The sequence below is a fragment of the Pseudomonas sp. FG43 genome, from assembly GCF_057809175.1.
In genome coordinates this window covers 131,112-150,872 of record NZ_JBMDJL010000010.1, presented here as the reverse complement: position 1 = coordinate 150,872, position 19,761 = coordinate 131,112, and the positions used below count along the sequence as shown (strand labels likewise).

The following is a 19,761-nucleotide window of genomic DNA, read 5'->3' as shown; positions in this document are numbered from 1 at the left end:
CTCCTCGCTCTGTGGGCGATTCAGGCAGCCTGACGGCTTTTTTCCTGGATGAAGGCCTGGCACGATTGGGCATCGAACCACCACGGCGCAAAGTTGCGCGGGTCATCGAAGCCATTGACGATGGCCGAGGCCAGTGGCCTGGATTGACTGGCAGCGCCGAGCAACTCCAGGACGTGTTGCGGTGGCGGAGTGAGCAAGCTGTTGGTCCACTTGACCACGTGTTGCGCATAGCTCCAGTAGGTCTCGAAAGTGTCCTGCATCCAGTCCGGGCTGAAGGCTTGCGCGCCACGGCCGAGAATCGCGTCCAGATACACCTTGCTGCACTTGGCCGCGTTGTTTGAGCCCTGCCCCGTGATCGGATCATTGACCACCAGCGCATCGGCCATGCCAAACACTTTGTTACCGGAGGGCAAGGTCAGCACCGGCTTGCGCACCATCGGTGTGAAGCGACCCGACAGGAAACCCTTGTCGTCAGTCAGTTGCACCGACCCACACCGTTCGGCTTCCCAAGGTGCATAACGCTTGATCAGTTCCAGGCTTTTTTCCAGATGCTGCTCAGGCGACTGAATGCCTTGCCAGCAGTCCATCGGACCACCCGGCACACCTTCAAAGACCATGATTTCGCACGGGCCAGTGGTTGTCAGGCACGGGAACACGAAGTATTCGCCAACACCTGGAATCAGGTTGAAGCTGACCCGGGAAAACGGTGTCATCGGCTGCATGCCTTTGACGTAAGTCAGTGCCAGCGCACGTTGCGGCTGCTGGAACTGAGTGCGCTCAAGGTCTTTCTCGAACTGGTTGACGATTTCGCCCTTGCCTGCCGCCAGCAACACAAGGTCGTGGCTGCTGGAGAGTTGTTCCAGTTCAGCGATGCCCACATCCTGAAACACTACTTCGCCGCCACGTTTGGCGACTTCTTCAAGCCACACCGGCATTTTAAGGCGCTGGTCAACGGATTGAGCGTAACGATCCAGCCGCGTGCTCCAGCCGAACAAGGCTTCACCGGGGCTTTGCGGGTCAGTCACGGTCAGGCCGATGCCCTCGACAGCCGGGCACTGGTCTTCCCAGAAATTCAGGCCCAGATCACGCTCGCTTTGCAGCGCGGCGTTGAACATGCATTGGCTGGACATTACTTTGCCATTGCGAATGTCCTCACCCGTGCGATTGGTGGTCAGGGTCACATGATAGCCCTGGGCAAGCAGGCCCAGAGCGAGTTGCAGGCCAGCCTGGCCGGCGCCAACGATAGCGATTCTACGCATTGTCATCTCCTGGTTATCGACGGTTACAACTGCAGCATTCGGCACCTTCCGAACGGGTGTTCAGAGGTGCCATAAGTTATTCGGCCAGGCGCGGAATCGCTGGCCGGTTCTGCTCAGGGCCCATCACCGAGTAGCCTCCATCGACTGCGTAATCGGCTCCGGTGACAAAGCTCGCGGCAGGCGAACAGAGAAAAGCCACTACGTTGGCGACTTCGGCCGGATCCCCCAGGCGGCCCAGCAAGTGATAGTCGGCGGCTACCGCATCGGCTTTCTGGCGATTGCCGCCACTGGCCTCGGCAATCACACGCGACCAGGTCCAGCCCGGTGATACCGAATTGACCCGGATGCCGTCGGCGGCCAGGTCCATGGCCATGCAGCGAGTCAACTGCAACATGGCTGCCTTGGACACCGGATACAGCCAGCGCCCGGTCTGCGCGCATTTGCTGGAAATCGAGGTGAAGTTGACGACCGCACCCTTGCGCGCCCTGAGGTCTTGATGCACCGCCTGAGTCAAGGACACCGCCGACACAAGGTTCACATCCAGCGCTTGCAACCAGTCCTGACGACTGGAAGCAAAGCCCTGATCGCTGTAGGTACAGGCCAGGTTGATCAGCAGATCAATGCCACCAAAACGCCCACGAACGGCTTCGACAGCATCAGCCAGCAGCGCGTCATCGGTTACATCCACAGCGAAGAAAGCTGCGTTTTCACCCAGTTCGGCGGCTGCCTTGATGCCTGCCTGATGATCAATATCAAACAGCGCCACACGCGCCCCGGCATCAATCAAGGCCTGCGCCACTGCGGTGCCAATCAGCGTCGCACCACCACTGATCACTGCGACTTTGTCTGTTATCCGAGTCATGGTTATTGCCCCTCCGCAGACAGCTCTGCGCTGGACGCCCAGCTCGGCATCAAGGTATTGGAAGGCAGCGATTCATCGAGCAATTTGTGTGCGGTGACAGCACCTGCGACCGGCAGGCCTTTAGGGTCCAATAGGCCGATCTGCACCAGCACGCTAGCCTGATCCCAATAGATGTGTTCGTGATACAGCTTGGGGCCGCGGAATTTGACGACGCCGAGCATCGGGATCTCGACGTAACGCCCGGTCGGAGCAACACCGGGCAGCATCCAGTCGATCTCAGTGTCGTGGGTGAAAGTCATGATGAATTCGTCGACGATCTGCGACGCACCAACGGTTCGCGACAAGGGCGTCAGGGCCATGTCCTTGGGATTGCCGTGTACAAAATGATGCTGGTAGAAACGGCTCAGTTGCTTGGCACCCACGCCACCGGTCATGGTCGGGATGTGATTGACGTAAGGCTCGTCCACCATGGTCGCCATGGTCGCTGGCACATCGCGAGTCTCGAACTCATGCCGAATGTGCTCTTCCCACAAGTCGGAAAGGTTGTAATCCGGGCCAAGCACGCGACGCAGTGCTGCAATCGTGCGGTCATGCGCCAACAGCGCCGATGGATTGTGATAATGATCGCCGCGGGGTCTGGCGAAGGCGTGATCAACGCCAGGATAGACATAGATTTCGACACCCGGCTTGCTCAGCAAAGCCTGCTGGATTGCGGTGCGCGCCTCGGCCGGACAGAACTGATCGCGCTCGGCCATGTGCAGCACCAGACGCCCTTGTAGCCCTTCGATTTCAGCCAGGGCGTTCTCGATACCTACGCCGTAATAGCCGACGGCGCAGGCCACCTCTGGTAGACGACAGGCCGCCAGATAGGCCAGCTTGCCGCCCAGACAGTAGCCGACCACACCCAACGCGCCGGGCGCACATTGCGGCAGCTCAGCCAACGCCTTGAGGCTGGCGCGGATGTCTTCGACCCCCAACGCCTCGTCGAAGCCTTGATAAAGCTCATATGCACGGCCGAAGTCCGCTTCGGTGTAACCCAACTGGACGCCCGGCTGCTGGCGCCAGTAAAGATCAGGCACCAGAACGCTGTAGCCCTCTTCGGCGAGCAAGTCCGCCACTTCGCGCATGGCCAGGTTGACGCCGAAGATTTCCTGGCACAGCACTACACCCGGGCCGCGCCCGTCAACGGAGGTTGCCAGGTAAGCCTGGAATTGGCCGCCGTTGGCGGCTGGCACGCTGACATACTGACCTTTCATATCGACTCTCCAAAAACGCAGGAACGTTGGAGACGATATTGAGTATCCGACACGGCGACGACTATCCGCTGAGTGCAAAGCCTGTCCGTGACATGCAGTAAATTCAGGCCGTGGCTTTTATCAACTATGCGTAAAAACGCTGGCAGTCAGCAGCGGGCCAACGCCGGGCAATGTGGCGTATTTATTGCTGTATCACGGCATAAGCCCCGTCGAGGGCGCAAAAAGAAACAGACATGCCATCCGCTTATCCAGAAACTGCAGCGCCTGTCCAGATGCTGCAAAACCTCGGTAACGCTGCGGTGCGCAATGCCTTGAAACCGTGCACGCAAGTGAGGTGACTATGAATCAGAATCTCAATGCCGAGCGTAGCGGCAGTCGCTTTGAACTGTCGCCGCTGTTCACCGCCCGTAACCAGTTGTTCATGCTTGACGACTTGAACGCCATTCGTGACGGCGTCAGCAGCGTGTTTAAAAACCACGAGCTGCGCTGCACGGATAAAGGCGAGCGGATCAGCGCGCGCATGCACCATGTCAGCCGTGGCCGGCTGTCATTGAACCGCCTGGAATACGGTGCACGGGTGCAGATTGATCCTGGTCGCCTGGAGGACTTCTTTCTGATTCAGGTGCCGCTCAGCGGCAGCGCACAGATCATTTGCGGTCGGCATGACTTCACCTCCGATGCCCGCCATGCATCGCTGATCTCGCCGAACCTGCCGGTGTCGATGCGCTGGGATGCCGACTCGCCGCAACTGGCGCTGCGCATCGAGCGCAGTGAAGTCGAGTATCACTGTACGCAGCATCTGGGACATTCGCTGGACCGCCCTGTGGAATTTCAGCCAATGCTCGACCTGAACACCTCGGGCGGCAGCTACTTTCTACATCTGATCACACTGCTGGTCGATGCCATCACCGCCGATGAGCATCCGCTGCACCACGCGCTGGCGCTCAAGCAATTCGAGTCGATGCTGATCAATGCCTTGATCTACGGACAACCGAACAATCTCAAGGAACAGATCGACAGCGCCAGCAAGCCCAAGGCACCGTTGCCGTACTTTGTGAAACGTACTGAAGAGTACATGCGCGTCAATGCCCACGAGCCGTTGAGCATCGAGCAACTGGCCGATCATGCCGGAGTCAGTGTGCGCACCTTGTTTGCCGGGTTTCGGGATTTCAGCGGCACCACGCCGATGGCTTATCTGCGCAACCTGCGACTGGAACATGCCCACGAGGAATTGCTCAACCAAAGCCAGGATGTTTCAGTCACCGACATCGCCTTCAAGTGGGGCTTTGCCCATTTGGGCCGGTTCGCCCAGGAGTATAAAAAGCGCTACGGCCAGGCGCCGTCGACAACCCTGAGGTTTCGCGGCTGAGGCTCACGGACGTGGTGTCATACGGAAAGAACCCTGTACCACCTGGATATCCTGACAGAAATCACCATCTACCCGCGGCTCAGGCTAAAACAGTGATCGAACCAAAAGCTACCGCCGCAATGAACATGACCAGACAGGTACCGATACTCCAGCCAATCGAGGCACGCTGGTTATCTCCGTAGTCAATGTCAAGCAGGCCGCATAGCAAGTAGGTTGATGCAACCAACGGGCTCAACAGGTGAACAGGCTGCCCAATCAATCCGGCGATGGCCATTTCTTTCCCATCGATACCATAGTGCGCAGCGGTCTCAGCCAGGATGGGCAGAATACCGAAGTAGAATGCGTCATTGGTGAGGATGTAGGTGAATGGCATGCTGATAAATGCGGTGAAGACCGACATGAAATGGCCAGTCGACTCCGGAATTATCTGTACAAGGCTTGCAGAGACGGCCTTGATCATCCCGGTACCCGACATAACCCCTACAAATATGCCAGCGGCGAAGATCAGCAAGGTTACCGAAAGGACGCTTCCTGCATATTTGTCGATGACCTCCTTCTGCGCTTTAAGCGTAGGGTAGTTGACGACGAGTCCCAAACCGAAAGCGATCATGAACAGCGTCGGCAGAGGCATGATATTCAGCATCATCAGGGTGATTAACGTGACAGTCAGCACGACGCTGAAGATGAATCGCCAGCCGGTGAGCCTGGATTGCTCCAGTTCGGCCATGAGATGCTCCAGATCAATTTGTACCACCCCGAGTCTTTTGCGTTCTTGGCGCCCCAGGATGGTGGCCGCCATCAGAACCCAGGCCAGGCCCGCAAGCATGATAGGCAGCATCTCGATGAATAGTTCCGTGATGTCGACATGCATGGCGCTGGCGGCGCGGGAGAATGGGCCAGCCCAGGGCAGTATGTTCATCACACCGATCGTAAGCAGCAGCACAGTCGCCATGACTTGTGGGCGGATCCCTGTCCGGCGGTAGAGTGGCAAAAGAGCGGCTGTCGTAATGATGTAAGTGGTTGCCCCATCGCCATCCAGGCCAACGCAGACACCCAGAACAGCTGTGCCTAACACGATTTTCAGCGGATCACCCTTGACCACTCTAACCACGGTTTCGATGAGCGGATTGAACAGTCCTGCATCGGTCATCATGCAGAAGTACAGGATGGCGAATGTCAGCATGATGCCCGTGGGAGCGAGCATCTTCACGCCATCAAACATCATAGAGCCCAGTTCGCCAGCGAAACCGGCGGCGCAGGCAAATGCAACAGGTACCAGTATCAATGCCACCAGCGGAGAGAGCCGCTTTGACATGATCAGGTACATGAAGCAGATGATCATGGTGTAGCTCAGGATCGTGATCATGAAGTCCCTCGTTTTATCGGTTTTATAGTGAAGACTTTCGTGTGCTCATCCTCTGGACGAGCGCACGCCTACGCGATCGCGCATAGACGTGCCGGGCTATGTCAGCTCAAGCGTGAGAGAAGAGTTTTTTCCCTGCGTGACGCAGGGTCACTTTCAGAATGTGGCCAGTAGCCGATTCGGTGATGAAAAGCGTGCGGTTGCCTTCTCCTCCGAAAGCCAGGTTGGTAACGGTCTTGCCGGTCGAGCATGCCCGAATCCGGTACAGCGGCACGGCATGAGCATCGAATACCCAGACGCAGCCGTTACCGGCATCGCAGACGTACAAATTGCCTTCATCGTCCAGAGCCATACCGTCTGCGCCACTGACCCCTCCCGCCATGGCGGTGAAGATACCCACCTTCGAGGTAGAGCCGTCTTTCTGAATAGGTAGTCGCCACACTGCATTTCCACGGGTCATGGCTACGAGCAGTGCTTGCTCTTTCAGATCCATCACCAGGCCATTAGGACTCGGGCCGTTATCAATGAGGCAGTCCAGCCGCTGCGCCTGCAGGTCGTATCGGAATACGCGACCGGACGGATCGTGCATGCCTGATTGACCCTGGTCAGTGAAATAGAGGCACCCCGCCTGATCGAAGAACAGGTCGTTGACCCCTTTGAAACCCTCGCTACGGCGATGGGTGAGGAAAGGCTCAATGGTCTTGGTGACAGAATCGAGTTTCAGGATGCCGCGCTTATAGTCCGCGACAAAGATACGGCCATCGGCATGGATTTTTAGCCCGTTTGGCCAGCCATCGTACTCGACTACCAACTCCCATTCACCAGCAGGAGAGATTCGGAAAATCCGCCCATAGGGAATGTCCGTCACATAGAGATTTCCGGCCTTGTCGAATGACGGGCCTTCAAGGAAGGAACTTACGACCTGGCCGGGTTTGTTGGCTCTTACCCAATCCGAATCGCCATCGCGCCAGAATTTCTCGGGCATGCGACTGAAAACCTCGGTTTGGAGGTCCTGGGGAGGGGCATACAGACTCATGGGCATCTCCGCAAGGCGTGCAAGCACTGCACCCATCTTATGTGATGAGTGAGCACCCAAGTACGCGATTATTATATTTATCGTTCTACCTGACAGAACATTGTTTCTTTCTGTGGAACACTTTTTCAAAATCTAACGGCACATGTCAAGCCGTATTCATTCACGGGCGTTTTTCCTCCTCGTGGGTTTCTGGAAGAACGAGCGGGCATTGACAGCATGAGAAATTGGCGCAGATACTATTTGACAGAACGTTATTCTGCCTGACAGAACAATCATAAAAATACGGATCAGCGCTACCCAATAGCCTGCCGCGTGAATGTTCCAAAGGCTCTCCAGCCGATGAGGAGAACCTCCATGCACCACGATTCAGATATCGATGTATTGGTCAGTGAAGTCGCCCCCCGCGATGGCCTGCAAAGCATCAAGGCGACCATGCCTACCGAGTTGAAACTTCGCTGGATCTCAGCACTGGCCGAGTCGGGATTGCGTGAGATCGAAGTGGGATCGTTCGTACCGCCAAAACTTCTTCCCCAGATGGCCGATTGCGCTGAACTGGTTGTTCACGCTCGTAAGATTTCCGGCCTCTTCGTCACCGCGCTGGTGCCGAACCTCAAGGGCGCCCAGGCCGCATTCGATGCTGGGGTTCAGAAAATCACGTTGCCGATCTCCGTCAGCGAACCTCATTCCCTTTCCAATGTTCGTAAAACGCACGCTCAGGTCTTCGAAGAGGTCAAGGCTGTGGTGGCGCTGCGCAATGAACAGTTCCCAGGGGTCCAAATCGAGGCCGGCCTTTCCACCGTTTTCGGTTGCACCATTCAAGGCGTGGTTACTGATGACGAGAGCATCGCCATGGCCGTAAAGATGGCTGAGTTGGGCGTCGACGAAGTCGGGCTTGCAGACACAGTCGGCTACGCCAACCCGGCCCAGGTTCGTCGAATCTTCACTCGGTTGCAAAATGAGCTTGGAGCCCTGGCTGGAAGCGCGCATTTCCACAATACGCGAGGTCAAGGCCTGGCCAATGTTGTAGCGGCGCTCGAGGCTGGCGTGACGACCTTCGATGCGTCGCAGGGCGGTATTGGCGGCTGCCCATACGCTCCAGGGGCCTCAGGCAACATCGTGACCGAAGACTTGGTTTATCTGCTCGAATCCATGGGTTTGCGGACCGGCGTCGACATTGATCGTCTGGTCGCTGCACGCGAGTGGCTCCGCCAAGGCCTTCCAGGTGAGGCCTTGTATGGCTTTATCCCCGATGCCGGCGTTGGAAAAAACTTCACCTATGCGAAGGAGGCAGTATGAGCCAGTCCCCGGAGAAAGCACTGCCACTTGCCGGCATCCGAGTCGTTGAGTTCGTTCACATGGTCATGGGGCCAACCTGTGGCCTGCTGCTTGCAGATCTTGGCGCAGAGGTGATCAAGGTAGAGCCGGTTCCTGAAGGTGACAACACCCGGCGCCTGATGGGGTCCGGCGCGGGCTACTGGCTGACCTACAACCGCAACAAGAAAAGCTTTGCCGTCGACATCAAGTCGAAAGAAGGAATGGCAGCGGTCAAGAAACTGATCGCCACCGCAGATGTGGTGACAGAGAACTTCCGCCCAGGTGCCATGGAGAAACTGGGCCTTGGCTACGACGATGTCAAAGCGATAAAGCCAGATATCATCTACAGCTCGATGAAAGGCTTCCTGCCTGGCCCCTATGAAAAACGGACAGCGCTGGACGAGGTCGTTCAGATGATGACCGGGCTCGCATACATGACCGGTCCGGTTGGCCGTCCACTGCGCGCAGGAGCTTCAGTCAACGACGTCATGGGCGGTATGTTCAGTGCTATCTCCGTATTGGCCGCCCTCCTCCAGCGCAAAGACAGTGGCAAGGGGCAGTTTGTCCAGACCGGTTTGTTCGAAAACTCCGCTTTCCTGGTCGCACAGCACATGATGCAAAAAGTGGTAACCGGCGCGGCCGCTGCGCCAATGCCTAGCCGCATTTCTGCCTGGGCTATCTATGACGTTTTCGAGACAGCTGAAGAAGGTCAGCAAATATTCCTGGGGGTCGTGAGCGACAGCCAATGGGCCGCATTCTGCAAAGCATTCGATTTTCCGGATTTTGCCAATGATGGCTCGTTAGCCCTCAACAACCAGCGTGTGCAGGCACGTGAGCGAATCATGCCGATTGTGCGTGAGCGTATCCAGGCAATGGATAAAGCGTCCGTCATGGCACTGTGCGAACTGGCCGGTCTACCTTTCTCGCCCATCCAACGCCCTGAAGATCTCTTCGATGATAAACACCTGAATGAGTCGGGTGGACTGACTGAGCTGACGCTCAGCAACGGGCAAATCACAAAAGTGCCGATGCTGCCATTTGAAATGGATGGTCAGCGCTTTGGCGCACGACTGTCAGTGCCTGAAATCGGCAGTCATTCGCGGGAGCTGTTGGCCGAGTTGGGGTACGAAAGTACTGCAATCGATGACCTCGCATCCGCCGGTTTGATTCAAACCTGATAGATCAGCACAAGAACCGGCGCAAATGAATGTGCAATGCCCACGGTGCGTTGGCATTGCATCGACTTTGACGACACCGTCTGGCCCTGCATAAGAACAATATCGAGGAACCCGTCATGGCTAACGTCACGACTCCAGCAAACGCTACCCCCCTGACGCAACCACTTGAGCTTTCCGAACTGCAGCAACGCGCTCTGCGCAAAGCTGCATGGCGGCTGATCCCACTTCTGGCTCTGGCTTACTTCTTCAACTATCTCGACCGTACGAGCGTTGGCTATGCCGCGTTGCAAATGACGGATCAGCTTGGCCTGACAGCCGCGCAGTTCGGGCTGGGTGCAGGCATCATGTTCGTCGGATACTGCTTGTGCGAAGTACCCAGCAATCTCGCCATGTACCGGTATGGCGCCAGACTCTGGATGGCACGGATCATGATCACCTGGGGGCTGGCAGCAGCTGCAACCGCTCTTGTCGTCGGACCTTACAGCTTCTACATCATTCGTTTCATTCTCGGCGTGGCTGAGGCAGGGTTCTTTCCGGGCGTCATCTTCTTCCTGACACTGTGGTTCCCGCTTCAGTACCGTACCCGAGTGCTGGCCTGGTTTACCGTAGCAACACCGATTTCGTTTCTGGTCGGCGGTCCACTGTCTATATGGCTGCTGCAGATGCACGGTATCCTTGGATTGGCCGGCTGGCAGTGGATGTTCATCATCGAAGGGCTTCCAGCATGCGTTCTAGGGCTGATCACTCTAAAGGTACTCGCCAACCGGCCAAGCGAAGCCAAGTGGCTGAGTACTGAGGAGCGTAATGCACTGGATACACTCTTGGCAGCAGAATCGGGCAAGACTCAGAAGAGTCATGCCTTCAAGGGTGCGCTCAAGGATCCTCGTGTATGGATTCTCAGCTCGATCACTTTCAGCTTCACGATTGGTACGTACGGGATCGGTATCTGGCTGCCACAAATGCTCAAGGCGCAAGGCGTCGAGTTGAGCATGATTGGCTGGATTGCAGCCATCCCCTACTTCTTCTCAACCATAGGATTGCTGTTCTGGGCCAGGCATGTAGACCGTACCGGTAAAGGCATTCTGAACCTTGTGATTGCGTTGGTTCTGGCAGGGCTGGCCCTGCTGTTCGCTCTTCAGATGAGCGCTTTGATTCCTGCGCTGATCGGTATCACGCTGGCGCTGGTAGGCACTATTTCGGCCAAAACCATTTTCTACACATTGCCCGCCAAATTCCTGAGTGGTCAGGCGGCAGCAGGTGGTATTGCTCTCATCAACTCGATTGGAGCGTTCGGCGGTTTTGTTGGGCCATACCTGATGGGTTACCTGAAAGAAACTACGCAATCTTTCACGGCAGGACTGATGGTGATGGGATGCATTCTGTTGTTCGCTGCCGTGATGGCGCTGGTGCTCAAGCTGTTCATGCGAGAAGCCTGATCAGAACAGTGTTCTGTTGCGCCCAGAGGCTGGATTCTCTATGTTGCGATTACAGCAACTCTGGTTGACCTGTCTCATGGCAGGCCTTTTTCAAGCAACAAAAGTGACGCTATGCCTACCAACAGCACCCCAGAAAGTGACGACAGTACTGAAGCAACAGCAGGCGGTGTCGCCGCTGTAGATCGTGCCTTCGCGATTCTTGCAGCTTTCGACTCCGATCGCCCCAGCCTGCCCTTGGCAGAAATATCACGGCGCACAGGTCTGTATAAAAGCACGATCTTGCGCCTGATGACGTCCCTCGAGCGGGGAGGCTTCGTACGCAGGTTGGCGGATGGTCAATTTGCTATCGGGCACGAACCTCTTCGTCTCGCCCAGCTTTATCAGGGCTCTTTCAATCTGCGTGATGCGCTACTGCCCATCCTCGAAGCGCTGTCTCAGGAATGCGCGGAAACCTCATCATTTTATGTTGCGCAAGGAGCGAGCCGGGTCGTCTTACTCCGTGTTGAACCGAAACGGTCGGTACGTGTTTCCATTCATGAAGGGGATCGATTCCCCATCAATGCGGGTGCTTCAGGCAAGGTCCTCCGAGCATTTGGCGCAGCTAAAGACCCATCTCTTCAAGCAGTCCGCGAGCAGTGCTGGGCAGCCTCATTCGGAGAGCGGGACCCAGACACGGCTGCTATTTCTGTTCCGGTGTTTGGCGCTGGAAACATACTTGCCGGCGCATTGACTTTATCTGGGCCGGCAGATCGATTTAACGCCGAGCAAATCAAGCGCGTACGCTCCACTGTCTTGAGAAAAGCAGCGCAAGCGACTGCTGCATTGGGCGGAGTAGCCGAAACTTATGTCACCGCTATCAATGCAACAGATTGAATGCTGCCAATAATGTCTTTAGGGAGCCACCCTCCCCTGAACGCTAACGCCTGCAATCCATAGACAAGTCTGCTGTTTACGCCCTTGTTGAAGTGGCAATAGCCTGCCGTATCTCCCGCACGTCGCGTGCAGGCGATGCGCCGAATTGTCGGAGATATTCGCGGCTGAACTGTGATGCGCTTTCATAGCCGACAACGAACGCCACGTCAGAGGCGCGATGCTCACCGGCAAGCAAAAGCTGGCGAGCCTCCTGCAATCTGAGCTGTTTCTGATACTGGATCGGGCTGAAACCTGTCATTGACAGAAAATGACGATGCAGGCTCGCCCGGCTCATGCCGCTTGCATCACACAAGGCTTCGATGCGAAGCCGGGTATTGTAATTGTCCCTGATCCAGGCAACGGCACGCCGGATGCTGCCCAGTGCGCCATTGGGCTGGGCAATCTGACGCAGCAGCCGCCCTTGTGGCCCCTGCAGGAGACGATAGAGCAATTCCCGTTCGACCATGGGGCCGAGGACCGGGATATCGGCAGGCGTGTCGAGCAACGACAATAAGCGCAATAACGTGTCGCGCAGCGGCGCGGTCATCGGGTTTATCGTGATGCCAATCCCTTTTTGTTCGCTCTCGCGAACCGCAGGCATGGTCGCCGCCAATTCCGCCAGTATGGCCGGATCCAGTACGAGCGATACCGCAACGTAAGGCTGCCCACCCTCAGCATCAAGAATCTGTCCGCTCAAAGGCAGGTCCAGGGCGCTGATGAGATATTGTTCACTGTCGTAGTTCAGAAGATTGTCGTTGATCGAAACGCGCTTAGAGCCTTGCAGGATGAAGCAGATCATCGATCGATACAGGCATGGTGCCTTGTCTGTAGTACCTTGCCCGACGCAGAGGTCTACACGCGGAATCCGTGTAATCGTCAAACCCGGTGGCGCATGGCGCAGGGCTATATCAAGATGCGGTGCAAGATCGTTATTCATGGGCCGATTATGCCAATGCCCCGCCACCACGCAAGATGATTGAGACAATCAGGCAATAAACTGAGCGTATCGGGCGTGGGTTATAAACAGGTCATTGCCTATCTTGAGCAGGTCAGAAAGCACCAAGCGGTGCGCCTAACCTAGTAGAGACAGTCCATGACCAATCAGATCGCACTCATCACTGGCGCCAGCCGCGGCCTTGGCCGCAACATGGCTCTTCACCTCGCCAAACGCGGCGTTCATATCATCGGTACCTATCGCAGCAGTGCAACAGAAGCCGAGACGCTGAAGCAAGAGATTGAAGCGCTGGGCGGCAAGGCCGCGATGCTGCCGCTCGATATCACCGATACCGCCAGCTATCAGGCTTTTTCAAACGCGGTGACTGATACGCTGAAGACCGGATTCGGCCGCGAGCGCTTCGATTTCCTCGTCAACAATGCCGGTAATGGCCTCTTTTCAAACTTCGTTGACGCGACCGAGGACCAGTTTGCCTCACTGGTCGCCACGCACCTTCGCGGCCCGGTTTTTCTGACGCAGAAGCTGCTACCGATCATGGAAGACGGCGGTCGTATCCTGAACGTTTCGTCCGGTTTCGTGCGCTTCACTTTGCCGGGATACAGCATTTATGCGGCGGTAAAAGCAGCCGTCGAGGTACTGACCCGTTACATGGCCATAGAACTTGGTTCACGCCAGATTCGGGTGAATGCAATTGCCCCGGGCGCCATCGCAACCGATTTTGGCGGTGGTGCCGTGCGCGACAACAAGGATGTGAACGCCTACGTAGCACAAGGCATCGCACTGGGCCGTGTCGGTCTGCCGGACGATATAGGCGGTGCGGTTGCCGCCATTCTGTCCGATGACATGGCCTGGGCTAACGGGACGACTTTTGATATTTCTGGCGGGCAATTGCTCTAGTCACAGCAGCATTACTTCCATCACATCGCCGCCCCTGTCGAGAGACCACCATGCCGCACGCTCAACTTACGCTCATCAGTCATCCGTTGTGCCCGTTCGTTCAGCGAGCGGCTATCGTGCTGCTGGAAAAGAATGTGCCCTTTGAGAGGATCGATGTCGACCTCGCAGCCAAACCAGACTGGTTCCTGGCGCTTTCACCGACGGGAAAAGTGCCGTTACTCAAGGTGGCGCTGCCGGACAGGACGAACGCGGTACTCTTCGAGAGCATGGCCATTTGCGAATATCTCAACGAAACGCAGGAGGGTGTCAGTCTTTACTCCAACGATGCGCTCTCCCGTGCGCGCCAGCGCGCCTGGGCAGAATTCGGCGTGGCGATGCTCTCCGATGCCTGGCAGTTCCTCAACGCCAAGGACCTCGCGATTGCTGAGAACAAAAAAGCGGCCTTTCGAGATAAATTGCAACGACTTGAAAGCGAGCTTGATCAAACGCCGTATTTTGCAGGGTCAGCGTTCGGCATGGTCGATGCAGTGTTTGCCCCTGTGTTTCGTTATTTCGACTTGCTGAGCCCGGTTGTCTCCCAGCCGATCTTCGATAACCTTCCCCGTGTATCTGCCTGGCGGGTTTCACTGGCAAACAGGCCAAGCGTCATCTCGGCCGTAGGAGGCGATTACGCTGACCGATTCAAGCAGTACCTTGTCAGACAGCAGGCAATACTTTCAGGCTCGGTTCGTTAAAAACTTCAGTGGGATTTCGATATCAACTTTGCTCAAAAGATCTCCGATAGCTAACTTCGGCACAGAGCGTGCTTTCAGTATTTAAAACTCCATCCGCAGCTCTCGGGAGGGGGAATAACCGAAGTAGGAGGTGTAACACTTGCTGAAATGGCTAGGCGATATGAATCCACACGCCACAGCAACCTGAACGATTGAAAGCCTGGAGTACTGGAGCAAACGGCGCGCCTCCGTCACACGCAGCTCAAGGTAGTAGCGCGAAGGAGTGGTGCCGAGCTGAGCCCTGAACAACCGCTCTATCTGACGCCTTGACAGGCTGACCCACCCCGAAATCTGTTCCAGATCCAACGGTTCCTCAAGATTCGCCTCCATCAACTTGACCACCTCTCTCAACGGCGCTGCCATCTTGATGTGAATCGCCGGACTCAGGCGACGATATCGGGTTGTCTCAAACGCCAGGATATCTGTAATACCGTCGACCAGGGTGGCTCCCTGAGATTGACCAATCCAGTCCAGCATCAGATAGAACGCCCCGTTTGGGCTGGCGCAGGTGTAACGGTCACGATCGACAATGTAGTTCTCACTCGTTACCTGGCTGTAAGGCGCAGCTTCTGCGAGTGCGGGACGATGCTCGGGGTGAATCGCACACCTGTAGGCATCCAGAAGGCCCGCCTGCCCGAGAAACCATGCCGCATTCCACAGCCCCGCCAGGGCCACTCCCCTTTCTGAGGCTTTCTTGAGTAACAGGCGCAAACCCGCATCAGCGTTTAATGGCGTGCGCAAGCCGCCACAAACCACCAAAAGATCAAGCTCGGTGACGGGATAGCTGGAAAGATTCTGATCAGGACGGATACGGATTCCCAAGTCACTGATCACCTCTTCCCCGCTCAAGGTAAAGGTGCAGGTGGTGAACAGATCAGGTCGCAATAAATTGGCAGTGACCAGCGCATCCAGAGCGTTGGTAAAAGAAGGAAGGGAAAAATGATCGAGTAAAATGAAGCCCACTGCACAATAAGTGCTCGTTACAGGTTTCTCGTTTTTAAGATACCTGAGGTTTTTCCCTTTGAGGGTTCCACAAAAACTTCGCGGCTCTATCACTTCAACCACCTTGATGTCAGACGCCTGCACGATAAAGTTGAGCTGCAAAAAATCCCGCTGCCATGACCGCATCAACTTACAAAGCACAGCTTTCAGCCAGAACGGTCATTTCAATCATCAACCAGAATCGCCCCGCGCGAAACATCAATTGACCGGGACAATTCTGGATCAAGCATCAAGACGCCATCAGGAGGCATCAATCCAGATGGTTTTCAACTCGGTGTATTGGTCGTGCGCCCAGATTGACTTGTCGCGGCCACCAAAACCGGACTCTTTATATCCACCGAAAGGTGTGGAAGCGTCGCCCTCACCGAAGCAGTTCACGGTGACGATGCCGGCACGAATGCCACGCGCCAGTTTCAAAGCATGACGCAGGTTGCCAGTGTAGGCGCAAGCAGCCAGGCCATAGGCGGTGTCGTTGGCAAGGACGATGGCTTCATCGACCGACTGGAACGTGGTCACGCTCAGTACAGGACCGAAGATCTCTTCCTGGAACAAACGACTGTCACGTCTCACGCCATCAACAATGGTCGGCTCGACGAAAATATCCTTGGCCGTGTTGCCACCCACCAGCACCTTGAGCTTTTCTTCTTTGGCTACGTCGAGGTAAGAACGTACTTTCTCGAAATGCGCCTTGCTGACCATCGCCCCCAAGCGGTTTTCCGGGTCCAGCGGATCACCCGTTTTCCAGTCATCCAGGTGGACCTGTACGCGCTGTAACAGAGCGTCCTTGATATCCGCATGCACGATCAGCCGTGACGAGGCCGAGCAGTTTTCGCCCATGTTCCAGAAGGCGCCGTTCACCACATGCTGGGCGACGACATCGATGTCTTCGACATCATTCATCACCACTGCGGGGTTCTTGCCACCACACTCAAGCACAATACGCTTGAGGTTGGACTCACTGGAGTACTTGAGGAACAACCGACCGGTGTCGGTAGACCCCGTGAAACTGACCATGGCCACGTCCGGATGCCGACCCAACGGCTCACCGGCCTCCTTGCCGCCCCCGGGCACTACGTTGAACACGCCGGCCGGGATTCCTGCCTGATGAGCCAGTTCAGCAACGCGCAGCGTACTCAGCGTGGTTTCCTTGGCTGGCTTGACCACGATAGAGCAACCGGCAGCCAACGACGGGCCGATTTTCCAGGCGAGCATCAACAGCGGGAAATTCCATGGCAGTACCAGACCGACGACACCAATCGGCTCGCGCACAACCATGGTCACCGCCCCAGAACCTACCGGCGCGGTCGAATCGTAAATCTTGTCGATCAGCTCGGCGTGCCAGCGAAGGGTATGGATCGTCTCGGGCACGTCGACGTTCTGGCACTCACGAATCGGCTTGCCGCTGTCCAGGCTCTCAAGAACCGCCAACTCATGGGCATTGTCTTCGAGCAACAGGGCGAAACGCAGCAGTACCGACTTGCGAGCCGAAGGTGCCAGCGAATGCCAGCGGGCGTCTTCAAACGCATCCTTGGCTGCTGCAACCGCATCATCGACATCCTGCGCATTACACGCGGCAATCTCAGTCAATACCTGTCCGGTGGCTGGATTGGTCGTGGTAAAGGTCTTGCCCGACCTGGCCGTGCAAAACTTGCCATTGATAAAGGCCTGATTGCGAAACTCAAGCTTCGCGGCCAACTCAAGGTATTGCTCTTTATTCAACAGGTCTGCCATTTCAAGCCTCCTCGACGATGCGTGCCACATTCTGTTTCAGGGTTTTGATCACATCTTCCAGCGCCTGTTTCTCGGACGCCTCCAGGGGTTGCAGCGGCGCGCGTACGCCACCAGCGCGCAGACCGCTCAGCTCGCTGCCATGCTTGATCGATTGAACGAATTTGCCGCTCTCAAGGAAGTCCATCAGCGGCAACATTGCCGACATGATGCGACGTCCTTTATCGAAGTTCCTTTCGATAACGCAGGCCTCGTACAGCGCGATGTGTTCACGCGGGATGAAGTTGGAGCCCGCGCAAACCCAGCTGCGTGCGCCCCATGCGAAGAACTCCAGCGCCTGATCATCCCAACCGCAGGACAACTGAATCGACGGATGCGCGCTGGCAATGCGGTGCAGGCGGGCCATCTCGCCAGAACTCTCCTTGATGGCGGCAATGTTCTTGCAGCTGGCAATTGCCTCGAAGAATTCGTCGCCCATCGCCACGCCCATTCGCGACGGATAGTTGTAGAGCATGATCGGCAGACCGGCCGCCTTGTCCACTGCCAGCACATGGGTGGCAATTTCCTTCTGCGTCGGCAGTGCATAAGGCGGCGACCCGACCAGAATGGCATCGGCCTCAAGCGACTTGGCCTTCTCGGCGAAGTAAACAGAGTCCTCGGTGCGGATACCACCTGTGCCGATCACCAGCGGCAAGCGCCCCCGGATGACTTCTTTCGCACGCTCAGCCACGGCAACACGCTCGGCGGTGGTATGTGCGTAGTACTCGCCCGTCGAGCCACCAATCACGATGCCGTGAACCCTGGACTCGATCAGGTATTCGAGCACTTCAGCGAACGCCGAAAAATCGATCTGGCCATCGGCTGACAACGGGGTAATGGCAGGGGTGAAAATTCCGTCAAAGTTCATAGCGTCTTCTCCAGTGATTGCAATGTTCAATCCGCACGCCCGGTTACGAGCCGGACACAGACAGTGGTCAATTCAGCGATGCGGCTTCTTGTAGCTTGAGTGAGCGCGTAGAACGCGAAGAGAAACAGCACCAGCAAACTCGGCCCGGCGTGCCCGATGGATAGAGCCTCAGCTCTCTCGTCCGGCACGGTACTGCCCCCACTTCAGGTTCATGTTCACTCCCAGCGAAAGGAAAGGTTCTGGTGGGTTGCTGTTAGGTCCAGGCGCTTGCAACAAGAAATCAATCAACCCGTCACGCCGCCCCGCCAGCCAGTCGGCCAGCAACGTGCCCGTTACCGTGCCGCGCGTAACGCCAAGGCCGTTACAGCCCAGCGCGCCATACACATTCGCAGCCAGCTCACCGAAAAATCCGTTGTGGTTTCTCGACATGGCCAGCGCCCCGCCCCAGGTGTAGTCGAACGTCACGTCCGGCAGCATCGGGAAACGCACGTCAAAAGAGGCCTTGTGCCGGCGTACAAAACGTTCGTTGTATTTGCTGTTGCTGCGACCATCCGGGTTGAAGCTGAAACTGTTGCGAATCAGCAGACGGTTATCCGGAGTACGCCGTACCGTAGTGCCGAAGGGGTCTGCCGGAATCACGCCCCAGAAGGGTTTTCCACCCAGGCGCGCCTGCTCTTCTTCGGTCAGGGGTCGGGTGATGCTCGCGTAGGTGTAGATGGGCAGCATGCGTCCCTGCAGAAATCCGAAACGCATGCCGAACGAGTTATTCGCCAGGATCAGTTTTTCCGCTGTAATGCTTCCATGGGCGTGCTTCAGAACAGTCTTTTGGCCGTATTCCACTTCAAGGATCGGCGTGTGTTCATACAACGTGACGTTTGCCGGCAGATGGTTCGCCAGCCCTTTGACCAGGCCCGACGGTTGCAGCAAGACAGCCCCCGGGGTGTAAAGCGCCTTACGGTAGAAACGAGTACCCAAATGTTCTGCCAACCCCTCTGCGTCGATCATCTGGTATGGCTGATCGAGCTTTTCCAGCCCTCGGCGATAAGCGTCGAGTACTGCGATGCCACGATCCTCCACCGCGGCCTGATATTTGCCACAGGCTTTCATCTGGCAATCAATGCTGTATTGATCGACCAGGTCGCGCAGGATCGACTGGCCAGCGAGATTCAGTTTCAAACTCATTCTGGCCAGGTCGATATCGCCGATGTAATCCTCTGCACCGATATCATGGGGAAGATCGATGGCGAAACCCGCATTGCGGCCCGAGGGGCCCAGCCCGACTTCCTGCGCCTCGATGAGCACCACATGGTCATCGGGGAAATTCAGTGCAAGTTGCCGGGCAGCCGCCAGCCCGGTGAATCCGGCTCCGACAATGACCCACCGGGCAGCGCTGTGGCCTCGGTGAGCGGGCTCGGGATTACGTGGCAGGCTCAAATGAAACCAGCCACAACTATCATCATCGGCGGGCAATGAACTGACTTTCATAGTGTTGAACCATTCATCGTTGAAATGAC

The 19,761-nt window shown here is 56.6% G+C and carries 17 protein-coding genes; 7 read left to right on the top strand and 10 right to left on the bottom strand.

What is annotated here, in order from left to right; all coding sequences use genetic code 11:
- Positions 1–20 precede the first annotated feature (20 nt).
- The 3 genes from ACODS3_RS14195 to ACODS3_RS14185 form a co-directional block, all read right to left on the bottom strand.
- On the bottom strand, positions 21–1,259 hold the full coding sequence (locus tag ACODS3_RS14195) for a styrene monooxygenase/indole monooxygenase family protein (protein ID WP_201002186.1): 1,239 nt from the start codon (positions 1,257–1,259) through the stop codon (positions 21–23).
- A gap of 76 nt (positions 1,260–1,335) precedes the next feature.
- Positions 1,336–2,121 (bottom strand): SDR family oxidoreductase, encoded by a 786-nt coding sequence (locus ACODS3_RS14190; RefSeq protein WP_489034843.1) that lies wholly within the window; start codon positions 2,119–2,121, stop codon positions 1,336–1,338.
- 2 nt (positions 2,122–2,123) lie between these two features.
- Entirely contained in the window at positions 2,124–3,377 is a 1,254-nt protein-coding gene (locus tag ACODS3_RS14185) for a dienelactone hydrolase family protein (RefSeq protein WP_201019626.1), read from the bottom strand.
- A 340-nt stretch (positions 3,378–3,717) separates the two neighbouring features.
- Between ACODS3_RS14185 and ACODS3_RS14180 the strand changes: the two genes are divergently transcribed.
- Complete coding sequence (locus tag ACODS3_RS14180) at positions 3,718–4,746, top strand: AraC family transcriptional regulator (protein ID WP_489034841.1); 1,029 nt, start codon at positions 3,718–3,720, stop codon at positions 4,744–4,746.
- A 79-nt stretch (positions 4,747–4,825) separates the two neighbouring features.
- On the opposite strand, the gene ACODS3_RS14175 is transcribed toward ACODS3_RS14180, so the two are convergent.
- Together ACODS3_RS14175 and ACODS3_RS14170 are read right to left on the bottom strand one after the other, a co-directional pair.
- Complete coding sequence (locus tag ACODS3_RS14175) at positions 4,826–6,112, bottom strand: CitMHS family transporter (RefSeq protein WP_304574059.1); 1,287 nt, start codon at positions 6,110–6,112, stop codon at positions 4,826–4,828.
- Positions 6,113–6,218: 106 nt separating this feature from the next.
- The gene (locus ACODS3_RS14170; RefSeq protein ID WP_489034839.1) at positions 6,219–7,145 is read right to left on the bottom strand and encodes an SMP-30/gluconolactonase/LRE family protein; all 927 of its coding nucleotides are present in this window, start codon (positions 7,143–7,145) and stop codon (positions 6,219–6,221) included.
- A 354-nt stretch (positions 7,146–7,499) separates the two neighbouring features.
- Between ACODS3_RS14170 and ACODS3_RS14165 the strand changes: the two genes are divergently transcribed.
- From ACODS3_RS14165 to ACODS3_RS14150, 4 genes are all read left to right on the top strand, one after another.
- A complete protein-coding gene (locus tag ACODS3_RS14165) occupies positions 7,500–8,441 on the top strand; it encodes a hydroxymethylglutaryl-CoA lyase (protein ID WP_489034837.1) in 942 nt (313 codons plus the stop codon).
- Complete coding sequence (locus tag ACODS3_RS14160; RefSeq protein ID WP_201019621.1) at positions 8,438–9,637, top strand: CaiB/BaiF CoA transferase family protein; 1,200 nt, start codon at positions 8,438–8,440, stop codon at positions 9,635–9,637. The genes ACODS3_RS14165 and ACODS3_RS14160 overlap by 4 nt, the downstream gene beginning before the upstream one ends.
- 116 nt (positions 9,638–9,753) lie before the next feature.
- Positions 9,754–11,073 (top strand): MFS transporter, encoded by a 1,320-nt coding sequence (locus ACODS3_RS14155; protein WP_201019620.1) that lies wholly within the window; start codon positions 9,754–9,756, stop codon positions 11,071–11,073.
- A gap of 111 nt (positions 11,074–11,184) precedes the next feature.
- The gene (locus ACODS3_RS14150) at positions 11,185–11,946 is read left to right on the top strand and encodes an IclR family transcriptional regulator (protein ID WP_201019619.1); all 762 of its coding nucleotides are present in this window, start codon (positions 11,185–11,187) and stop codon (positions 11,944–11,946) included.
- Between the two features lie 76 nt (positions 11,947–12,022).
- Here the strand turns inward: ACODS3_RS14150 and ACODS3_RS14145 are convergent, their stop codons facing one another.
- Positions 12,023–12,922 carry an AraC family transcriptional regulator gene (locus tag ACODS3_RS14145; protein ID WP_201019618.1) on the bottom strand — a complete coding sequence of 300 codons (900 nt, stop codon included), beginning with the start codon at positions 12,920–12,922 and terminating at the stop codon, positions 12,023–12,025.
- 156 nt (positions 12,923–13,078) lie between these two features.
- Here ACODS3_RS14145 and ACODS3_RS14140 point away from each other — a divergent pair, with 156 nt between their 5' ends.
- On the top strand, positions 13,079–13,837 hold the full coding sequence (locus ACODS3_RS14140) for an SDR family NAD(P)-dependent oxidoreductase (protein WP_201019617.1): 759 nt from the start codon (positions 13,079–13,081) through the stop codon (positions 13,835–13,837).
- A gap of 50 nt (positions 13,838–13,887) precedes the next feature.
- The gene (locus ACODS3_RS14135) at positions 13,888–14,571 is read left to right on the top strand and encodes a glutathione S-transferase family protein (protein WP_201019616.1); all 684 of its coding nucleotides are present in this window, start codon (positions 13,888–13,890) and stop codon (positions 14,569–14,571) included.
- 81 nt (positions 14,572–14,652) lie between these two features.
- Here the strand turns inward: ACODS3_RS14135 and ACODS3_RS14130 are convergent, their stop codons facing one another.
- The 4 genes from ACODS3_RS14130 to ACODS3_RS14115 form a co-directional block, all read right to left on the bottom strand.
- A complete protein-coding gene (locus ACODS3_RS14130) occupies positions 14,653–15,666 on the bottom strand; it encodes a GlxA family transcriptional regulator (RefSeq protein ID WP_236250242.1) in 1,014 nt (337 codons plus the stop codon).
- 186 nt (positions 15,667–15,852) lie between these two features.
- Complete coding sequence (locus ACODS3_RS14125; protein WP_489034833.1) at positions 15,853–17,343, bottom strand: aldehyde dehydrogenase; 1,491 nt, start codon at positions 17,341–17,343, stop codon at positions 15,853–15,855.
- 1 nt (position 17,344) lies between these two features.
- Positions 17,345–18,247, bottom strand: coding sequence for a dihydrodipicolinate synthase family protein (locus ACODS3_RS14120; protein ID WP_201019613.1), 903 nt, complete (start codon positions 18,245–18,247; stop codon positions 17,345–17,347).
- Between the two features lie 168 nt (positions 18,248–18,415).
- A complete protein-coding gene (locus ACODS3_RS14115) occupies positions 18,416–19,732 on the bottom strand; it encodes an NAD(P)/FAD-dependent oxidoreductase (protein WP_201019612.1) in 1,317 nt (438 codons plus the stop codon).
- Between the last annotated feature and the right edge of the window lie 29 nt (positions 19,733–19,761).

Bases quoted from the DNA above. Each gene is read 5' to 3' on its own strand.
- ACODS3_RS14195 (WP_201002186.1), bottom strand. From the start codon at position 1,259: ATGCGTAGAATCGCTATCGTTGGCGCCGGCCAGGCTGGCCTGCAACTC.
- ACODS3_RS14190 (WP_489034843.1), bottom strand. From the start codon at position 2,121: ATGACTCGGATAACAGACAAAGTCGCAGTGATCAGTGGTGGTGCGACG.
- ACODS3_RS14185 (WP_201019626.1), bottom strand. From the start codon at position 3,377: ATGAAAGGTCAGTATGTCAGCGTGCCAGCCGCCAACGGCGGCCAATTC.
- ACODS3_RS14180 (WP_489034841.1), top strand. From the start codon at position 3,718: ATGAATCAGAATCTCAATGCCGAGCGTAGCGGCAGTCGCTTTGAACTG.
- ACODS3_RS14175 (WP_304574059.1), bottom strand. From the start codon at position 6,112: ATGATCACGATCCTGAGCTACACCATGATCATCTGCTTCATGTACCTG.
- ACODS3_RS14170 (WP_489034839.1), bottom strand. From the start codon at position 7,145: ATGAGTCTGTATGCCCCTCCCCAGGACCTCCAAACCGAGGTTTTCAGT.
- ACODS3_RS14165 (WP_489034837.1), top strand. From the start codon at position 7,500: ATGCACCACGATTCAGATATCGATGTATTGGTCAGTGAAGTCGCCCCC.
- ACODS3_RS14160 (WP_201019621.1), top strand. From the start codon at position 8,438: ATGAGCCAGTCCCCGGAGAAAGCACTGCCACTTGCCGGCATCCGAGTC.
- ACODS3_RS14155 (WP_201019620.1), top strand. From the start codon at position 9,754: ATGGCTAACGTCACGACTCCAGCAAACGCTACCCCCCTGACGCAACCA.
- ACODS3_RS14150 (WP_201019619.1), top strand. From the start codon at position 11,185: ATGCCTACCAACAGCACCCCAGAAAGTGACGACAGTACTGAAGCAACA.
- ACODS3_RS14145 (WP_201019618.1), bottom strand. From the start codon at position 12,922: ATGAATAACGATCTTGCACCGCATCTTGATATAGCCCTGCGCCATGCG.
- ACODS3_RS14140 (WP_201019617.1), top strand. From the start codon at position 13,079: ATGACCAATCAGATCGCACTCATCACTGGCGCCAGCCGCGGCCTTGGC.
- ACODS3_RS14135 (WP_201019616.1), top strand. From the start codon at position 13,888: ATGCCGCACGCTCAACTTACGCTCATCAGTCATCCGTTGTGCCCGTTC.
- ACODS3_RS14125 (WP_489034833.1), bottom strand. From the start codon at position 17,343: ATGGCAGACCTGTTGAATAAAGAGCAATACCTTGAGTTGGCCGCGAAG.
- ACODS3_RS14120 (WP_201019613.1), bottom strand. From the start codon at position 18,247: ATGAACTTTGACGGAATTTTCACCCCTGCCATTACCCCGTTGTCAGCC.
- ACODS3_RS14115 (WP_201019612.1), bottom strand. From the start codon at position 19,732: ATGAAAGTCAGTTCATTGCCCGCCGATGATGATAGTTGTGGCTGGTTT.